We start from the raw sequence: 17,084 nt of genomic DNA, 5'->3' as shown, positions 1-17,084 counted from the left end.
AATTCGTACTATACCAAGAGGTGAGCTAGGTGCATGACAAGACCCGTTCTGATACGCCCGATACGCCTGAACTGAGAAGGGACCTGGAACCGGAGGAACTGCTCGCCGTGATCCTGGACTACACCGGTAAAATCGCCAACGAGCGTAGTCTCGACCGCGTGCTTATGCTGATGGCCGATATGGGCAAACAAATCGTCGTCTCCGACCGGTGCACCGTGTGGCTTCTCGATGAACAGAGAAACGAGCTGTGGTCCAAGGTCGCCCACGGCGTAACGGAGCTGCGCATTCCGCTAGGCGCCGGCCTCGCCGGTCATTCGATCGCAACCGGCGAACCGATCTTCATCGACGACGCTTATACGAACGAACCGTTTCGGGACGCGCTAGAGCAAGGAGCGCTGCTAACCGACAAGCAGACCGGCTACCGCACGAAAGCGCTGCTCGTCATTCCGTTTCGCAATAACGAGGGGGCCGTTATCGGCTGTTACCAGGCAATCAATAAAATGACGCCAAGCGGCACGTTCTCCGAACGGGATCTGCGCAACCTGTCCCTGGCCGCCTCTTACTCCGGAAAATCGATCGAATCCGCCCTGCTCGTCCAGGAGATTGAAGAGACGCAGCGGGAGATCATCTTCACGATGGGCGAAATCGGCGAAAGCCGCTCGAAGGAAACCGCCAACCACGTGAAGCGGGTAGCGGAATATTCGTACATCCTCGCGCTTGGGCTCGGCCTTGATCAGGAGGAAGCGGATCTGCTGAAGATGGCGTCGCCTATGCACGACATCGGCAAGGTCGCGATCCCGGACTCGATTCTGCACAAGCCCGGACCGCTGACCGACGTCGAATTCGAGCTGATGAAAACCCATACGGAAATCGGCTATAACCTGCTCAAAAACTCGAAGCGGCGTATTTTGAAAACAGCGGCCATCGTTGCCGTGCAGCATCACGAGAAATGGAACGGCAAAGGGTATCCGCATGGCCTGAAGGGCGAAGAGATCCATCTGTACGGGCGCATCACGGCCATCGCCGACGTCTTCGACGCGCTTGGCAGCGACCGGGTGTACAAGAAGGCTTGGGAGCTGGAGCGGATTTTGGAGCTGTTCCGCCAAGAACGCGGAGAACATTTTGACCCGAACGTCGTGGATGCATTCTTCGACAATCTTCCGGCAATCCGGAGTGTACGGGAGCATTATCCAGAGTAGCTATAGGTTAATTTTGATTGCGAACATTTCACCGTATCCGTCCATCCGGCGATCATGCTCTCCTTTGCGACCGACCCATCCCACAACAAAAAGAAGTCTATCTCGGTCATCGGATACATACGTATCCATTTTACCAAGAAAAGACTCCTTTGCACTCTGAGAAAGCGTGCATTTCCGCACAAACCTATTTATATTCGATTAGGACACCGAGTGGGCTTTGCGGTTCATTCAGGCATGTATCGTAGGCTTCGGCAATTTGATCGAACGGATAAATATGGCTGATTAATGGCTGCAGCCGCAGACGGCCCGAAGCGAGCAAGCGAATAAACTCCGCCACGTTTCGCCCTTGCGTCCAGTGCACATAACCGATCGGATAGTCGTTTCCAAACTGCTCATACGACGAATCGTACCGTCCGGACCTCCCGCCCGGGATACGAGAATCTCCGCAGTCCGGCGAACGCCGCCTCCCTGCCGCCTGTCTGCTCCGGAACCGGAGCGGCCAGCAGTTTGGGCACACTGTAGTATTCGGCGTGCGCGGGCACGCCATAGCAGGCAACACGCTGGCCTACCTCGAGATGGCGGACTTGCGATCCTTTCGCCGTCACAATGCCTACGCCGCTGTTTCCCAAATAAGCGGTTGCCTTTCCCCACAGCACCATCAGCTCCGTTCCCGTGCTGATCGCCGAATATTGCTTTCACGACAATAGAATGATCGTCACAGACCGGCATCTCATTCCTGATAATCTCGACAGTCCCTGCCTAGCTCTTGGCCGCTCTTATCATCACGCCGTTAATCCCGCTTTCCTGGCGTATAGTAGCGGGAATACAGGTCAGGACGCCGCTCTGCGAAATACAGCACTTTTCCTTCACCGATAGCTAAGCCGACGCTCAAGTGCGGACAAAGCGTGTTCCGTTTTTCCAAATCGATCTCGACCGTCTGATGGACCGATTCTCCGGCAACGGATGCGAGAAATTGCCCGTTCGGCGCAATAATGCTGCTCGGACTCCCCTTATATGCGGCGGAGTAAACCATATACACACCGTTGTCGAACGCGCGTGCGGGCCATACATGCTCGGCATGATGCGGCACGCCGTCCCCGTTAAGCGGAACGCATATGATGTCCGCCCCCTGCATCGCCAAAATGCGCGCCGTTTCGGTAAACCAGGCGTCCCAGCAAATGAGCAGGCCGACTTTGCCGAAATCCAGCTGGAAGACGGGCAGCTCGCGTCCAGGAACAATGCCCATATCGTATTCGCCAGTGGTAAGATGCGTCTTGCGGTATTTCCCGACCATTTCGCCGTCCCGACCGAACAGAACCGCCGTATTGTAAAGTGTTCCATTCTCATTCTCAAAAAAGGAGAAAGTCAAGTAACTGCGTAGTTCCCGCGCTTTATCCGCCAATGCCCTTATCGGGACGGAGTCCATCGCAAGCGCATTGCCCGCCCGCTCCTCATAACTCGGGTAGCAATTGGCGTCAAGCATGCACTCCGTCATGCAGATCAAGTCGGGACGATCGTCCTTCATCTGATCCAGCAGGGCCAGCTTTTTAGCCAAATTTTGTTCCACCGTGGTTGGATACGGATCGCTGCGGACCATGGTCGTCACAATTCTCGCTTTTCTGGAGATGAGCGAATCATCGGCGTGCGGATCGAGCTCAACGGCCTCGATTCCGGACCACACGACGCAGCCGCCCGCGGGCTGCCGCAAGTACAGGTACAGTTCGACGCTCTCCGCCTCGGGAGGTGCCTGGACAATGCGGTGCAATTCCCCTTTGCCGCCCTCCAGCCGCCGTCGATGATGAATGTAGTCGCGAAACGGCGTTTTCCTAACGGTATTGTTCCAGATCGCCTGCACAAGCACCGCCGTCTCTTCGCATGCTATGCCGGAGCAGACGTACTTCGCGGCAATGCGGTAATGCGCGCCCCCCTTTACCGGCATCGTGCCGATCCAGGCCCCGATGTCCTCCGCTTTACCGGAGCCTGCGATCAACAACTCCGTCCCCTTCTCGCCTTCCTTGCGTTCGAATGCCGGCTCCCCGCCGCCGTATTTCGGCTTCCAGGGACGCCACTCCATCTGCGGCGATATTGAATGATTCATGCTGCTGCCTCCTCACTGTTTTACTTCGCGTTTTTCTGCTCGTCGATCAGCTTGTTCGCCGACTCTTCCGCCATCCGTAGAGCGGTGTTCACGTCATGTGTGCCGTTCACGACCCAGCCGTCCGCCCTATTCAACTCGGTAGCGGCGATTTTGTCATACTCGGTAATATAAGGGAGAGACGCGGATTTATGCAGAAACAGCGCCTGGACGTGTTTACCCTTCAATAAAGACACCTCGCTGCCGAATTGCTGCAGCAACGGGTCGTTCGCCGAAGCAAGCTTGACAGGCGGGAGCTTTCCATGCTTCGCCAAATTCATATGATGCTCCGCCGAAGTAGTCAAGTATGAAACGGCGGCGGCCGCCTGCTCCTTGTGCTTGCTCATTTGCGAGACGAGCAAATAGGAAGGCCTTACCGCTCCGGATATGCCTGGATAGTCCTTATGCTGGGGCATTGCCACCATATCCCAGTCAAAGCTGCCGTCCACCGTTTTTAACAGATTAAGCATTACATTGGCCATCTGCGGCATCAACGCCTGGGTTTGATCCTTGTAGAACTTCAACGTACTGCCCTGCAGGTTCCCCGGAATCGTGCGGATATCCTTGACCAAAGTGAGCACTTTCTTCCACGCTTCCGTCTGAAAATCGGCCCTTCCTGTTTTCTCATTCATAACGGGAATACCCCAGAACGTGCCGGTTGTTTGCACGTTGTGACTTGCCATCCCCGTGTATTGCACACCGTCCTCCACACGCGTCACCCTCCTGATCGTATTCAGAAGGTCATCATACGACATCTGATCGGTAGGGTAGGGCACACCGAATTTGTCAAATAGATTCTTGTTGTAAAACATGACGAACTTTTCGCTGTAAAAGGGCAGCCCGTATAGTTCGCCGCTCCGGCCGATCGATTGAATGCCCTTCAATATTTCCGGATCGAACCTGGTCAAGTCGACTTTATTTGCCTTCACATGCGGACTCAGATCGAGCGGCAGCTTGTAGTTCATAACCGGTATGCTGTTTACAAAATCAGTGAATACGATGTCCGGCGCATTACCCGTCTGCACAAGCATTTCCAGCGGAACGCCTTTCACTTGGGGCATGTATTCGACTGTAATAAACGGATACTTCTTCTTGATCGGCTCCGCCACAAACTGCTGCACCTCTTCCGGGGAAATTAAAAATCCGAAATATTGCAGTCTCAATGTGACCGGCTCGGTGCTCATCTCCTCCTGTTTCGCCGGCTCGCCCTCCTGATTCTGCGGATTGTCCGCAGCCCCGCAGCCCGCAAGTAGCCCGATTGCCGCCGCCAACAAAATCAGCCATACTACCCGCCTTCTTTGCTTCATCGTCCAACCTCCCTTGTTATTCGGCAATTCATCAAGTAAAAAGATTACCATCTAATGCATTAAACTTCATAATAATAATATTCTAATGCATTATTATTCCTTTTCTACTTGATAATCCAAATAGTAATTCACGAATAAAGCGCTGTCAATCTCTTTTTTTAATTCACGTATTGTACAAAAAGATGAATTAAACTATAATAGTCCTCAATATCGTGAATTAGAATACATCAGCAACAAGGAGATTCCGGCATGAGCGAAACAACAGACCGTAAACCGTTCCGCATTCGGCTGCAAACGATGATCAATGAAGTACGCGAGAAGATTCGAGACGACACCTATCCGAAAGACAGCTATCTACCGTCGGAGAGTGCGCTTGCCAAGCAATTCCAACTCAGCAACAACTCGGTACGCAAGGGCTTGGCTCAACTGGTCGAGGAAGGCTTGATCGTAAAGGTTGACAAAGTGGGCAGCAAAGTATCCGGAGCGAAGCACTTCAGAAAAACGACGCTGAACATCGTCGGCTATCCGATGAACAACCGAGACCTCGACTTTACCGGCATCATCAAAGATTTTCAGGCGCTTTATCCTTCGATACAGGTTACGTGGAACGACCATTTGCCGCGGGGCTCTTTCGTCCTCGGCCAGTATGTCCCCAATGTCGTGGAGTACATTTGCCGGGCGACGGCAGATCTCATCCTGCTGGACCACCTGCAATTCAGACAGTTGATCGAAAGCGGCCACTCCGACTTGCTCGATGAGGTCGAACCGGCCGAGGAGACGTTTTCCTTTTTGAACGAAGCCTTTACGGTTGAAGGCCGCATGTATGTGCAGCCCGTCATCTTCTCTCCGGTCGTGCTCGGCTACAACCGGGAGCATTTCAGACAGGCTGGCTTGCAGGAACCGGATTCCAGTTGGAGATGGGACGATCTGGTCCAAGCGGCGGTCCGCTTAACCGTACCGAATGAGCGAAACGGCTTTTATTTTTACCGCATCTCGGAAAACCGTTGGCCGCTGCTTCTGCTTCAAAGCGGCATTCCTTTTACGGCAGCGAATGACGCCGAAGACAAACGCGATTATCTGGGCACCCAGCTATTGGACAGCATCCGTCTGTACGGCAAGCTTACCGGAAACAACTCCTTTTTTCCGAACTACATGTCGGAATCGCCTCACGATACCAGTCGCTTGTTTCTGGAGGGAAAAATTTCGATGACTCTGCTTACTTATTCCTCTATGAACGATCTAAAGCATTCGAATCTCGATTACGACATTTCTCCGGTTCCCTTTATGCATACGCCTATCTCTTTGCTGACCATCATGGGGATGATCGTCAACAAGAACAGTCAAAACAAGGAAGCTGCCCAACTGTTCGCCGATTTCATCCGGTCTCGGGAAACACAGGAGGCGATCCGTAAGCGCACGTTGTCGCTTCCCGCGATGAAGCCTGCGGCGATTATGCCCGTCCGGGACAATTTCAACCGTCCGATCCATGATTCGCTCTTCCGCGAAATCATTCCGAGCTATCGGACAACCTCCGACTTGAACATGCCGATGAGCAAGTTCCAACCGCTTCTGCAGGTGTTGAAATTGTACTGGTCCAATCTGATCGACGAGCCCGCTTTATGCGAACAGCTCAAGCAGCTTTAGAACGAGAACGACCGCTTGGCTTGCCCACCGGGCCGTTCATATTCACGCAAGAGAACTCATGTCGGATGAAATTGTTTTCCACCATAAATCGACAGGCTCTTCAAATCCATTCAGAACCATTAACGAGGAGGATTTCGATGGAGGAACAAGCGAAGCAAAATCAGGAATGGCGTCAAACCCGGGAACAGGAAAGCAAGCCGGCGCCGCCCCAAGCGGCTTCCGGGCTTAGCCGCCGCAAGCTGCTTGCCGCCATGGGCATGGCGGGAGCGGGAGCCGCCGGCCTGCTCTACGGCGTCGATAGACTGCCGGTCACTGCGAAATCGAAAGAAGTGGAGGAGTGCAAAACGATTTGCGTCGGCAGCATCGCCGCCCTGCTGACGTTGCCGGAAGCGAAACGGAACGAGGCCATTCTATACCAGATAACCGGTTATTACGCCGGATCAACTGTAGGAGGCGGTTTGTTTCACTGGGATGCCGTCAGCACGGCAGCCGACGACGGCGGCACGGTTTTCGCGGTTCCCGGCGTACTCTCGGGCCGCTTTCTACGCATCCACTCGGGCACACTGACGCTGTGGGATTTCGGTTGCGTGACTGCAGCTTCCTTCGACAACCGGGAGCGCATCTTGGCTGCGCTTTATTCGAACGCGGACACCATTATCGTGCCCGCAGGCCAATTCGATTCCTCCCCGATCCAGATCGGACAGGCGGCCAGCGGAAAACGTCTGGCCGGCGTCGGATTCGCCAGTTGCCTGTCCCTGATTGGCCATATGACTTCGTCAGCCGGCTTGCTGCATTTCCCAAGAGTCGGTGATCCCTATGGAGGAGCGATGACGGGAGCGGCCAACTTCTCGATCGACCGGCTTCGCCTTCGCGGCGATCAGGCGACAGGCACCGTGTCCACTACAGGCCTGGTCATTTATACCGCCACACATATCGAAGTCGGGACGTTATGGAGCCATGGCTTCTATAAGAGCGGGATGCTGATTGCCGGTTTGCCGCAGCACGTCCGGATCTCCACCTACTACGGCTACGACAACGGAAACCATCCGACCTCCAGCACCGGCGGACAGGGCTTCGCGATCGTATCGGATACGAATGATTATCCCGCCGTTCATGTCGAGTACGCGGAATGCTGGGGCAACGGACTCAGCAACTACGGACAAGGCCTGGACATGGTCCGCGGCAATGCGACCATCGGAACGCTACTTGCCTACGACAATGGCTCCAGCGGCATGAAAATCGTCAACGCGCAAAACCTGAAAATCGGAACGCTGATCGCCTCGCGAAACAACAAGCATGCCGGCAAAACCTTCGGAGCTCTGTATACAAACGGCGACTTCGGGGAGCTGTCCATCGGGACGTTCGATGTCGACCAGCCCGCGGGATCCGGACTCGTCATTGTCAACTCCGGCTCGGTGAGCATCGGATCATTCCGCGCGAAAAATTGCCCGAGTTCGGCGATCACCTGCCCGCTCCCTGCCGGAAAAACAGCGACTGTTCTTATCGGGGAACTTGAGATAGACTCTATCTCCCTTACAGGCTTGCTGCTGTCCGCTCCATCCAGCACCCTTCATTTCAGCGCAAACAAAATCACCATGCGAAACATAGGCGGGGCCGGAATTATTGCCAATTGCCATCACTTCTACGCAGGAGAAATCAACGCTTATCAGCCTCAAGCCACACCTGTTTTAGTAACCGGATCTTATGGCAACTTTTTCGTGTCATCGGTTACATCGTTGGCGGATACGTTTATAGGAACCGTGGTGTCGATCTCCGCCAGCGTCAGCAGGGCTACTATTTTGTCGATCCGCAAATTCGGCACCCACAGTTCGGCTATCGTGGACAACGGAATTGACACCTACGCGCCGAATAACGCGTAGCACTTCAAGAGGGTGTCCCAAAACCGTATACTCAGGGGAGCAAATCCCGTAAGATGATGCAAAAGAACCTTCATAACCACATGCAAGTGGAGATGAAGGTTCTTTTATACAATGAAATCCGGGAGGACTCCAAGCTTTCACTCCGGGAGATCGGCAATTCGCCTCGTCGACAATCGCTTCCATCGGCAGGTTCGGCGTTGCTGCTACGATCGTATCAACTCCATGAAGGACCCGCCTGCAAGCTCCAGCGTGCGGGCCGTCTCCAGTATCGCTCCGGACAGCCGAGCCGTAATAGGCAGGTCGCTCCGGTTTAGCAAATAGATTCGGTCCCCGCTCACGACCGCATCTAGCGAGCTTTCGCAGGCATCGCCAGCCGTTTCCCAGCTCAGATGCAATACTGCGGCGGCATAACCGGCTCTTCTCGCTTCGGCCGGGAGCGACCATTCGACGTTGCCGCCCCTTATCCGATTCGTTCCCTCGTACAGAGGGATCTCCTCCCCGGCCGCGCGCTTTTTCCGCCCGGTCAACACGACCCGCTCGAAACTGAAGTTCGCATACACGATCGTATCGCCGCCGCATTCCACAATCACGGAAGGAGCGTCCGCAGCCGACAGCATCGCCGAACTTGCAGCTTCCGCCGCGGTCTGCCCTCTATCCCGGTTGGGCAGCGTAATAACCGCAAAGACAGGCAGCGTTTCTCCCGCCTTCAGCTCCCTCGCCCCCGAGTCGTTCAGAATAAGCGTATTCTCGACGCCCTTCCAGCGCGGATACCGGTGTTTGTTCACATACTTAACGCCGTTCGACCCGTACAGCACGTAACCGATCTTCCCGTCCAAATTGACATAAGGCACGTCCACAAACGACCGCTCCTCGTCATCGGCATCCCCGCAAAAACCGGCAAACGTTACGCTTTCCGCAGGCAAGTGCAGCGTTCTTCTGCCGTCCGCGCTTTCAGGAACGGCCTTGTACGTTTCGTTGCGAACGCCGACGAGTCCCGTCAGGCTGTCGCGGATCGAGCAGTCCTGCACGGCCCGCTGCCGTTCCGCATAAACCGTCCGCCCGTCCGGAAGCGAGACGAACGCGACGTCCTGCTCCAGCTCGCCTCCGCCGCGCCGGATCAGCGCCGTGACGCCGAAACCGTCCCGTCGCGTATCGAGACATACGTGCCCGGCATCCCGGACGATCTCTTCGTTCGTAAGCCCCGGAGCGCCTGTATGGCCGTCCAGACGAATAACGCCCGTCATCGAGGCATGCGAAGGTACGGTCAGCCATATGCCGGGTTCCCCGAGCGTAACCCCCATGACGTCGTTGCGCCAGCTGAACGAGCTGAACGTGCTTTGCCCCCCGCTCCGATGCACGACAAAGCCCCCGTAGGGGTACGAAAACACGCCGGACAGCCGCTGGCCCATCTCATCCCGATCGCTCGGCGCAGCTCCCGCTCCCCCGAACGCATGAAGCAAGTACACGTACAACACGTCCTGCGCCGCCCAATTCTCGAAGTCCCGGGCGGTCTGATACCCTTCGCGAATGACGCACGCTTCGCCGTTCTCCTCGAGAAAGCAGCCGTTCGCGTTGCTCGTCTGAATTTGCTCAAGCCGGTCCAGCGCATGACGCTCCAGCCTGGCGGCATCCGGGTTGCCGTGGATCACGCTCAGCACGGCATGGGTGAGCAGCAGCTCATGCTGGCGGTTATACCACCAGTCCTGACCTTGCACGGGGATCATGAAGCCGTCTGCCTGACAGCACATTTTGATCGTACGGTCGTACAACGGCTCGTTGTTCATCAGGGCAAACGGATCGGCCTGCCGGCCGCTCATCAGAGCGAACAGCGCATGCGTCGCCCGCTGGTTAATACCGAGCACGAGATAAGTCGGATGAACGAAACCGTGATTCTCCGTCGTATAGTCCGGGTGCAGCGTCGAGGTGTTGATAAACGACAGCGGGATTCCTTTCGACCGGTCATTGTGCTGATGGTAATCGAGGTTAAACCGGTCGCGGAACGTCGTCAGCGAGTTGGCCGCCCATTTCCGGAACCGGCTTCGCCAATGCGCGTTTCTCGGATGACCCGGAAGCAGATCGGCTGCAGCCGCGATGCCCTGAGCGACCCAGGAATTTTCCTCCACCTGGGTGTCGTAATAGACCCCGTCCCGCGGCTCGATATCGCACCACCGGTCGGCGTAATGCTCCACCACCTTGTAGACGAGCATCCGCGTCTCGTCGTCCAGCCGGTCCCACAGCACCCAGGACGCCATGGCCAGCGACGATACGCTGTAGCCGGTCTGGGTCGCCATGAAGTAGCTGTCGTCCCGCCCGCCCCACTTCTTCTCGCTGCAAAACGGATTCGTCCCTTTCACCCGTACCAGCTCCGGCGGTCCCGCGTCATGCGTAAAGGCGAGATAACGGATTCCCGCAATCGCCCGCTCCATCAGCCGCTCGCGCGCGCAGCCGGCCACCTTCTCATCAAACGGTCCGATCACCGACAAGACCGCATAGACCGGTATCGTCCTCGCCGTATCCAAGCCGTACCAATACGAGCCTCCGAAAAAATAGCCGCAATTCGGCATCCGGTCCCATTCGGTGTAATGGCTGTCCGCGAACGGAATCCACCGGAGCAGCATCCGGTATGCTTGCAGCGCGAGCCCGTCTTGCCGGGCCGCTTCGTGAACAATCGGCGGAACATCTATGCCGCCGTCCGCCGTTTGCCGATAGGTGCCGTCCATCCCCGACACTTCCTCTCTATTCTTTCAACGAGCCGACCATCGCGCCCTTGACGAAATATTTTTGCAGGAACGGGTACACGATCAGGATCGGCGCCGTCGCCACCAGCGTAATGCCGGCTTTCATCATTTCCGGCGTCATCGTAAGCGCCACTTCCGCCGTCTGGGTCATCGAGTTCGCCTGTTCCTCGACAACCAGATTACGAAGCAGCACCTGGAGCGGCAGCAGATCTTTGTCGCGGATATAAATAAGCGCGCTAAAGTAGTTGTTCCACTGCCCGACCGCCACGAACAAAGCGACCGTCGCGATTACCGGCATCGACATCGGGATGGCGATCCGCGCGAACGTCCCCAGCTCGCTGCAGCCGTCGATTTTCGCCGCGTCGAACATCTCGCTGGAGATGCCCTGGAAAAACGTCTTCATAATGATCACGTAAAATGCGCTTAAAGCGCCCGGCACCATAAGCGCCCACAACGTATTCTCCATACTGAGCGCGCGGATGACCAGATAGTTCGGAATGAGCGGAGCGGAGAACACGAACGTGACGATGATTCCGCGAAGTATCCATTTTCTTCCGTTCATTTGCGGACGCGACAACGAATAAGCGAGCGTCGAAGTGAATGCCAGCGCCATCAGCGTGCCGCCGACGGTAATGTATACACTGACTCCCATCGCTCTCCATATGTTATCCATGCCGAATATCGTTTTGTACACTTCGATGTTAAACCCTTTCGGCCAGAACGTGACCAACCTGGCGTCGGCATACATCGGCGAGCTTAACGAGACCGCAAGCAGATGCACGATCGGGGCGATCATCGATATACATAACAGAACGAACAACGTTCCGTTTACGATCGGAAACCATTCCAGCCTTTTGTGTACAGGCATCGGTCGTATTCCCTCCTTAGCTGGATTCGAGACTGCGGCAGGACGCCGCCGCTTAATAGATACTTTCCCCGGTCGTCTTGCGGCTGAGCGTGTTCATGCCGACTACGAGCAGCAATCCGACAATCGATTTGAAGATGCCGATCGCCGTCGACAAGCTGAATTGCGCGCCGAGCAAGCCTACCCGGTAGACGTACGAGTCGATGACTTCCCCGACATCCCTCACGAGCGGGTTAATCATAATCAGCACCTGCTCGACGTTCGAATCAAGCACATTGCCGATCCGGAGCAAAAACAGGACGACGATCGCCGGCATCAGCGAAGGCAGCGTGATCGACCACATTTGCCGGAAACGCCCCGCGCCATCCACCATCGCCGCTTCGTACAAGCTCGGGTTAATTCCCGACAGCGCGGCCAAATATATGATCATCCCCCAGCCCATTTCTTTCCAGATGCTGATCGATACGAGAATGCCCCGGAAATATTCGGGCTGAGTCAAATAGTCGACGTTGGGAATTCCGAACCAGCCGAGCACCGTATTAATAATTCCGTTCATGCTGAGCAGATTGATAAAAATGCTGCCTACGATAACCCAGGACAAAAAGTGTGGCAAATACAGCAAAGTTTGGACCGGACGCTTAAACCACGACTTGCGGATTTCATTAAGCAGCAGCGCCAGCACCAGTGGAGCCGGAAACCCGAAAATAATCGAATACAGGCTGAGCATAATCGTGTTGCCCAATATTTGATAAAACTCCGCATACGTGAACATATTCGTAAAATGCTTGAGTCCTACCCAAGGACTGTCCAAAATGCCGGAAAAAATGCTGTAATCCTGAAACGCGATGACGTTGCCGAACATCGGAACGTAGCGGAATATGACGAAATGCAAAATGCCGGGCAGCGCAATCAGCCATAGCAGCAGCGAGTCGCGTGACGTTATTTTCTTAAGCATGCGTACCCTCCGTTAGAAGCCGGGACGGGCCGGCCAGCCGGGTCTTTGCCCGGCCGGCGTCTCCCGCGCACCGCCATTATTTTTTATTGAACGCGTTATACCAGTCGGTCGCTTCCTTGATCGCTGCTTCGCCGCCGCGGCGTTTCCATTCCGCTACGAATTTGTCGAAGGCGCTGTCCACGTCTTCCTTGCCGGTAATGACCTTCGCGAACATGTCGAGGAACAGCGTTCCGGCTCCGGTTCCTACCGTCAGCTCCGGATTTGTTTTCAGGCTTTGCAGAGTCGGCATGTGCAAAGCGTCGTTTTTAATCAGGTTTTGCTCAGCGATTTTAATGCCGCTTTTGACCGCGTCGGTGTTCGGCGACACTTCAAGCACTTTATCCAGCATCCGGCCATCGCCGCGAGGATTGATCGACAGCTGGTAAAAAACAGAAGCGTCGTTCTCTTTGTTAGCCGGATCGTTCATATCCCATTTCGGCTTGCCGTTTTCGATTTTGTAGTTGTAGTCTTTAATGCCGAGTGCGAAAAACTCTTCCGCAGCATCGGACCATACCCAGTCGAGGAACTTGATGACGTCCTCCGCTTTTTTGTTTTTCGCCGGTACGACCCAAACGTATCCGATCTGGTCGCCTTGAACGGCAATTCCTTTTCCTTTCGTTCCAACCGGGGCTTCGATCAACGACAGCTTGACATTTTTCTCGTTAACGAAATTCGCCACGTTCCAATCCGTATTGTAATTGGTTACGTCGTGAATCCATGCTCCGCCTTTGCCCTGCTTGATGCCGCCCATCCAGTCGGCGCCTTTGTTCGTGAACAGGTTCGGGTTGATGTATCCGTTGTCGTACAAGCTCTTCCAGAACTTGATCCCGTCCTTCATCTCTGGCTGGATCATGCCCGGCTGCAGTTGACCGTTTTTCAAGTACCAGGCGTTCGGATCGGCGCCGAATTCGGAGAAGAACATGTTGGAGTAGATCAAGTTCTCCCGTACATAAAAGCCGTATTCGTCGTTCGGATCGCCGTTGCCGTTCATATCGGTTTTCTTGACCGCTTCGAAATATTTCAGCCAGTCGTCTACCGTTTTCGGCTGCTGCATCCCGAGCTTATCCAGCCAGTCCTGACGGATATAAACGACACGTGTCGCGGGCAGTGCCGCGAGCGTCGGAATGCCGAATATTTTGCCGTCCTTGCTGACCTTCGGGCTTTTCCACGCCTGCTCCGGTATTTTTTTCTTCAGGTTTTGCCCGTATTTCTCGATAAGCGGCGTCAAATCCTCAAAAACGTTTTTCTCCAGAGCGCCCGGGTGCATCGTCGAGTTGATGCTGTCGGTTCGGATCATGTCCGGCAATTCGCCGGAAGCGAAACGCACCGTCATCTGCTGCGTGAAGTCGTTGCCGTGGCCGAGAAACTCATATTTCAGATTGTAGTTGGACAGCTTCGACAGTTCCTTAATGTACTTGTCGTCGTCCTTCGCCTGCATGGCGTATTTTGCGTTGGCGTGACTCGTTAGGATGCTCAGGTTTTTCGGAGTGTTGGCCGCATTGCCGTCCGCAGCTCCCGTCCCTTTCTCCTCCTTGGCTCCGCAGCCGGCCAGCACGCTTGCCGTTACGAGCGATACAGCAAACACGGAAGCTAACGTCTTTTTCGCTTTGCTCATGTATGACACGCTCCTTTTCTTTGTGTAGGGAAGCCCCCTCCACTTTTATATTGAAACCGTTTGCAGTACCGTGCAATGCTCCTTTGTTTGGATTTGCGGATCTAAAATAACGATAAAGATCAGGCGAAGAAAAGATAACGATTGCGGCTAAACCGCTTGTCCTTGGCTCTATAGAGCGCAAAAAACCGCCGCTAGCGGCCTACCGGCGAATGTGGTAACCAAGGATGAGGGACGTGCTGAAGGTTCACATTTCGCGGTGCAGCCGAAGCGGCGGATCAGGTGTGACAGATGAAGCGGGTGAAGCGGCAAGAGGATTCGTTTCGTTCAGGAGCCTGTGGCGTGACGCCGCTCCTTGCGGTATTCGCCGGGAGGTATGCCACTCCATTGTTTGAAAATGCGGTTAAAGTTTTGAACGCTGGCGTAGCCGATCTTCGCTGCGATTTCTTTGATCGGCATATCCGAATGCTCCAGCCATTCGCGGGCTTTGCCCATCCGGAGTTCGAGCACGAATTCGCTGAAGTTGACGCCGGACTCGTCCTTGAATATTTTGCTCAAATACGACACCGACAGCTGAAAATGATCCGCCGCCTTCTGCAGCGTCATCTCTTCGTCCATATACTGCCGCACATACTCCATCACTTCGCGCACCGTCTTCGTCTGCTTGGATACCGCTTCCTTGAGCATCTGCTGCTTAACCGCGGGAAACAGATCGTCGATCAGCCACCGCTCCAGTTCGGGCAGCGAACGAAGCTCATGCAGCTTGCGGTAGAAGTCGATCCCCTCGGACTGCTGAAGGTCGATCCCCGTCTGCTGCAGCATATAATCGAGCTCGCCCAGCATATACGAGAACAACCCTTTGGCCGTCTCGGGATTCATCTGCGACTTCGGCAGTTCGGCGATCAGCCGGGTGAGTAGCCGGCGCGAATCGTCGAGATTGCCGTGCAGCACGTGATGGACGATCTTCTTCTGGATCTCGCCGGTCTCCCGGCTCAGTCTCATCAGCCGCTCGTCCGCTTGTTCCGCGGATATCGTAATATCCTCGCCAAGGATAAACCGGTGGCTGAGCAGCGCTACCGCTTCGTCATAACCGCGGCCGATTTCCGTAAAGGCCGTCAAAGGGCTTGCTACGGCGACACTGATCGCGAAGCGGAAATATTCCCGCACATGGCGTCTCGTCTCGTCCGCCCGCTGCTTCAGCAGTACCATCGCTTCCGCGTCGGACGAATGCATCCCGACGAGCAGCACGACCTGACCCGTTTTCGGGGTGAAGCCGGAGCAGAACGGAACGCCCTGGAACGTCTCCTCCATCATTTTAAGCAGCGCATAATGGATGAGCGCCCGGTCCTTCTCGCGGTACGTCTGGTGAAATTCCGGAATATCGTCGGCTTCGGCTACGCAGACGAACACCGAATCTCCCTCCAGCTTCAAATTCGCGTGACCGGCGGCGATCGCCAGCTCGCGCTCCGACATTTCCCCCCGCAGCAGCTGCTGGAAGAGGCCCTGCTTCAGATAGGGGGACTGTTCACTCAGCTTGTAGCTGAGCTGCCGGTTCGTATCGGACAGCTGTTCGATGAACGCTCCGATTACGGCAAGGCCGTCCCCGCGGTCCCTGTCGTGGCGGTTTCGCGGGACGAACCGTTCCGACATCCGCTGAATCGGAGAGTACATCCGTTTCGAGCCGACTGCTGCGACAGTCGCCCACAAGAGGACGACCACTCCGACTACGATCAGCGTCGTCAGCCGGATGCGGTCGGACTGCGCCGTAAGCTGCTTCATGGGCGAGATGGCGATGTACGTCCAGTTGTTTTGCGTCGAGGTCTGAATTTTGTAACGGGTTCCTTCGATCTCCACCTGATCGGCCGGTTCTTTGCCGCCGCTGCGCCCTTCGTAACGGACCACTTCACTCAGCGGCTTACCCATCTCCCCGTGCTTCGAGCTAATGACGATCCGGTTTCGTTCGTCCGCAACGAGTACCCGGCTGCCGTATCCGTGTTCGACCGAGCCGACGAACTCCAGGATGTTCTCCGGCTTCACATGCAGCACGAGAACCCCCTCGTTGTAGTTCGACTGAATCGGTACCGGCCGGAACAGCAGCAGATCGGGCTGATCGTCGAACGTATTGGCCGGAACGAAGATGGACTCGTTTTCCAGCGGATTCATCTTGTCCAATATCGTCGGAAGGCGGAACATTGAAGTCTGCTCCGAGGAATATTGATTCGAGTATATAAAGTTGTTGAACCGCTTATAGATAAGCGACACGTTGCTGTATTCGACCGGAGACGTACTGCGAATTCGGCGGATCGTCTCGTTCATTTCAAGAGAGGCGCTCAAGTTGTCGATTCCCGGCCCGTCGCGTACCGACTTTTCGACCGCCAGATTCGTTGCGATATAGATTGATGAAGTTTGCAGGCTTTTCATAAATTGATTCAACTGCACCTGCATCTGGTTAAGCATATATTTATGGTTTTGGTCAACCTCGCTTTGGATGCTTCTTGAAGCGATATATGAGGAAAGCAACCCGACGATCAGAACGGGGATGATGCTTACAAACAGCGAATACAGAAGAAGCTTCCGCTGAAACGTGAACGTCACTTTGGCAAATTTTCCGGATTGCTTGCCGCTCATCCCCGCACCTCCTTCGCCCATGGTTTTTAAGTGGTTTTTACGCAGCGGAATTAAAACGCTTACAGCAAAGCTGGTGCAAAGAT

General features: G+C 55.1%; 11 protein-coding genes. 3 read left to right on the top strand and 8 right to left on the bottom strand.

Annotated features, from left to right (window positions below; translation table 11 throughout):
* Positions 1-29 precede the first annotated feature (29 nt).
* Positions 30-1,199: an HD domain-containing phosphohydrolase gene (locus tag IDH45_RS14630; protein WP_190928821.1), complete on the top strand. Its 1,170-nt coding sequence runs from the start codon at positions 30-32 to the stop codon at positions 1,197-1,199.
* Between the two features lie 392 nt (positions 1,200-1,591).
* Here IDH45_RS14630 and IDH45_RS14625 read toward each other — a convergent pair whose 3' ends face one another.
* The 3 genes from IDH45_RS14625 to IDH45_RS14615 all read right to left on the bottom strand — a co-directional run bounded on the left by IDH45_RS14625 (position 1,592) and on the right by IDH45_RS14615 (position 4,640).
* Positions 1,592-1,858 carry an MDR/zinc-dependent alcohol dehydrogenase-like family protein gene (locus tag IDH45_RS14625; protein WP_190928819.1) on the bottom strand — a complete coding sequence of 89 codons (267 nt, stop codon included), beginning with the start codon at positions 1,856-1,858 and terminating at the stop codon, positions 1,592-1,594.
* A gap of 131 nt (positions 1,859-1,989) precedes the next feature.
* Entirely contained in the window at positions 1,990-3,297 is a 1,308-nt protein-coding gene (locus IDH45_RS34050) for a carbon-nitrogen hydrolase family protein (RefSeq protein ID WP_223836661.1), read from the bottom strand.
* A 20-nt stretch (positions 3,298-3,317) separates the two neighbouring features.
* Positions 3,318-4,640 (bottom strand): ABC transporter substrate-binding protein, encoded by a 1,323-nt coding sequence (locus IDH45_RS14615; RefSeq protein WP_190928818.1) that lies wholly within the window; start codon positions 4,638-4,640, stop codon positions 3,318-3,320.
* Positions 4,641-4,889: 249 nt separating this feature from the next.
* Here IDH45_RS14615 and IDH45_RS14610 point away from each other — a divergent pair, with 249 nt between their 5' ends.
* Positions 4,890-6,284, top strand: coding sequence for an extracellular solute-binding protein (locus tag IDH45_RS14610; protein ID WP_190928816.1), 1,395 nt, complete (start codon positions 4,890-4,892; stop codon positions 6,282-6,284).
* A 137-nt stretch (positions 6,285-6,421) separates the two neighbouring features.
* Entirely contained in the window at positions 6,422-8,164 is a 1,743-nt protein-coding gene (locus IDH45_RS14605; protein WP_190928814.1) for a hypothetical protein, read from the top strand.
* A 203-nt stretch (positions 8,165-8,367) separates the two neighbouring features.
* Here the strand turns inward: IDH45_RS14605 and IDH45_RS14600 are convergent, their stop codons facing one another.
* From IDH45_RS14600 to IDH45_RS14580, 5 genes are all read right to left on the bottom strand, one after another.
* Entirely contained in the window at positions 8,368-10,884 is a 2,517-nt protein-coding gene (locus IDH45_RS14600; RefSeq protein ID WP_190928812.1) for a hypothetical protein, read from the bottom strand.
* A 16-nt stretch (positions 10,885-10,900) separates the two neighbouring features.
* Positions 10,901-11,770 (bottom strand): carbohydrate ABC transporter permease, encoded by an 870-nt coding sequence (locus IDH45_RS14595; protein WP_190928810.1) that lies wholly within the window; start codon positions 11,768-11,770, stop codon positions 10,901-10,903.
* A 52-nt stretch (positions 11,771-11,822) separates the two neighbouring features.
* Entirely contained in the window at positions 11,823-12,722 is a 900-nt protein-coding gene (locus IDH45_RS14590; protein ID WP_190928808.1) for an ABC transporter permease, read from the bottom strand.
* Positions 12,723-12,798: 76 nt separating this feature from the next.
* Entirely contained in the window at positions 12,799-14,376 is a 1,578-nt protein-coding gene (locus IDH45_RS14585; protein WP_190928806.1) for a type 2 periplasmic-binding domain-containing protein, read from the bottom strand.
* A 324-nt stretch (positions 14,377-14,700) separates the two neighbouring features.
* A complete protein-coding gene (locus tag IDH45_RS14580; RefSeq protein WP_190928804.1) occupies positions 14,701-17,001 on the bottom strand; it encodes a helix-turn-helix domain-containing protein in 2,301 nt (766 codons plus the stop codon).
* Between the last annotated feature and the right edge of the window lie 83 nt (positions 17,002-17,084).

This window comes from Paenibacillus oceani, assembly GCF_014705615.1.
GTDB lineage: Bacteria > Bacillota > Bacilli > Paenibacillales > NBRC-103111 > Paenibacillus_AB > Paenibacillus_AB oceani.
The sequence above is the reverse complement of the archived record's forward strand: the minus strand, read 5'-3'. Positions and strand labels throughout refer to the sequence as shown.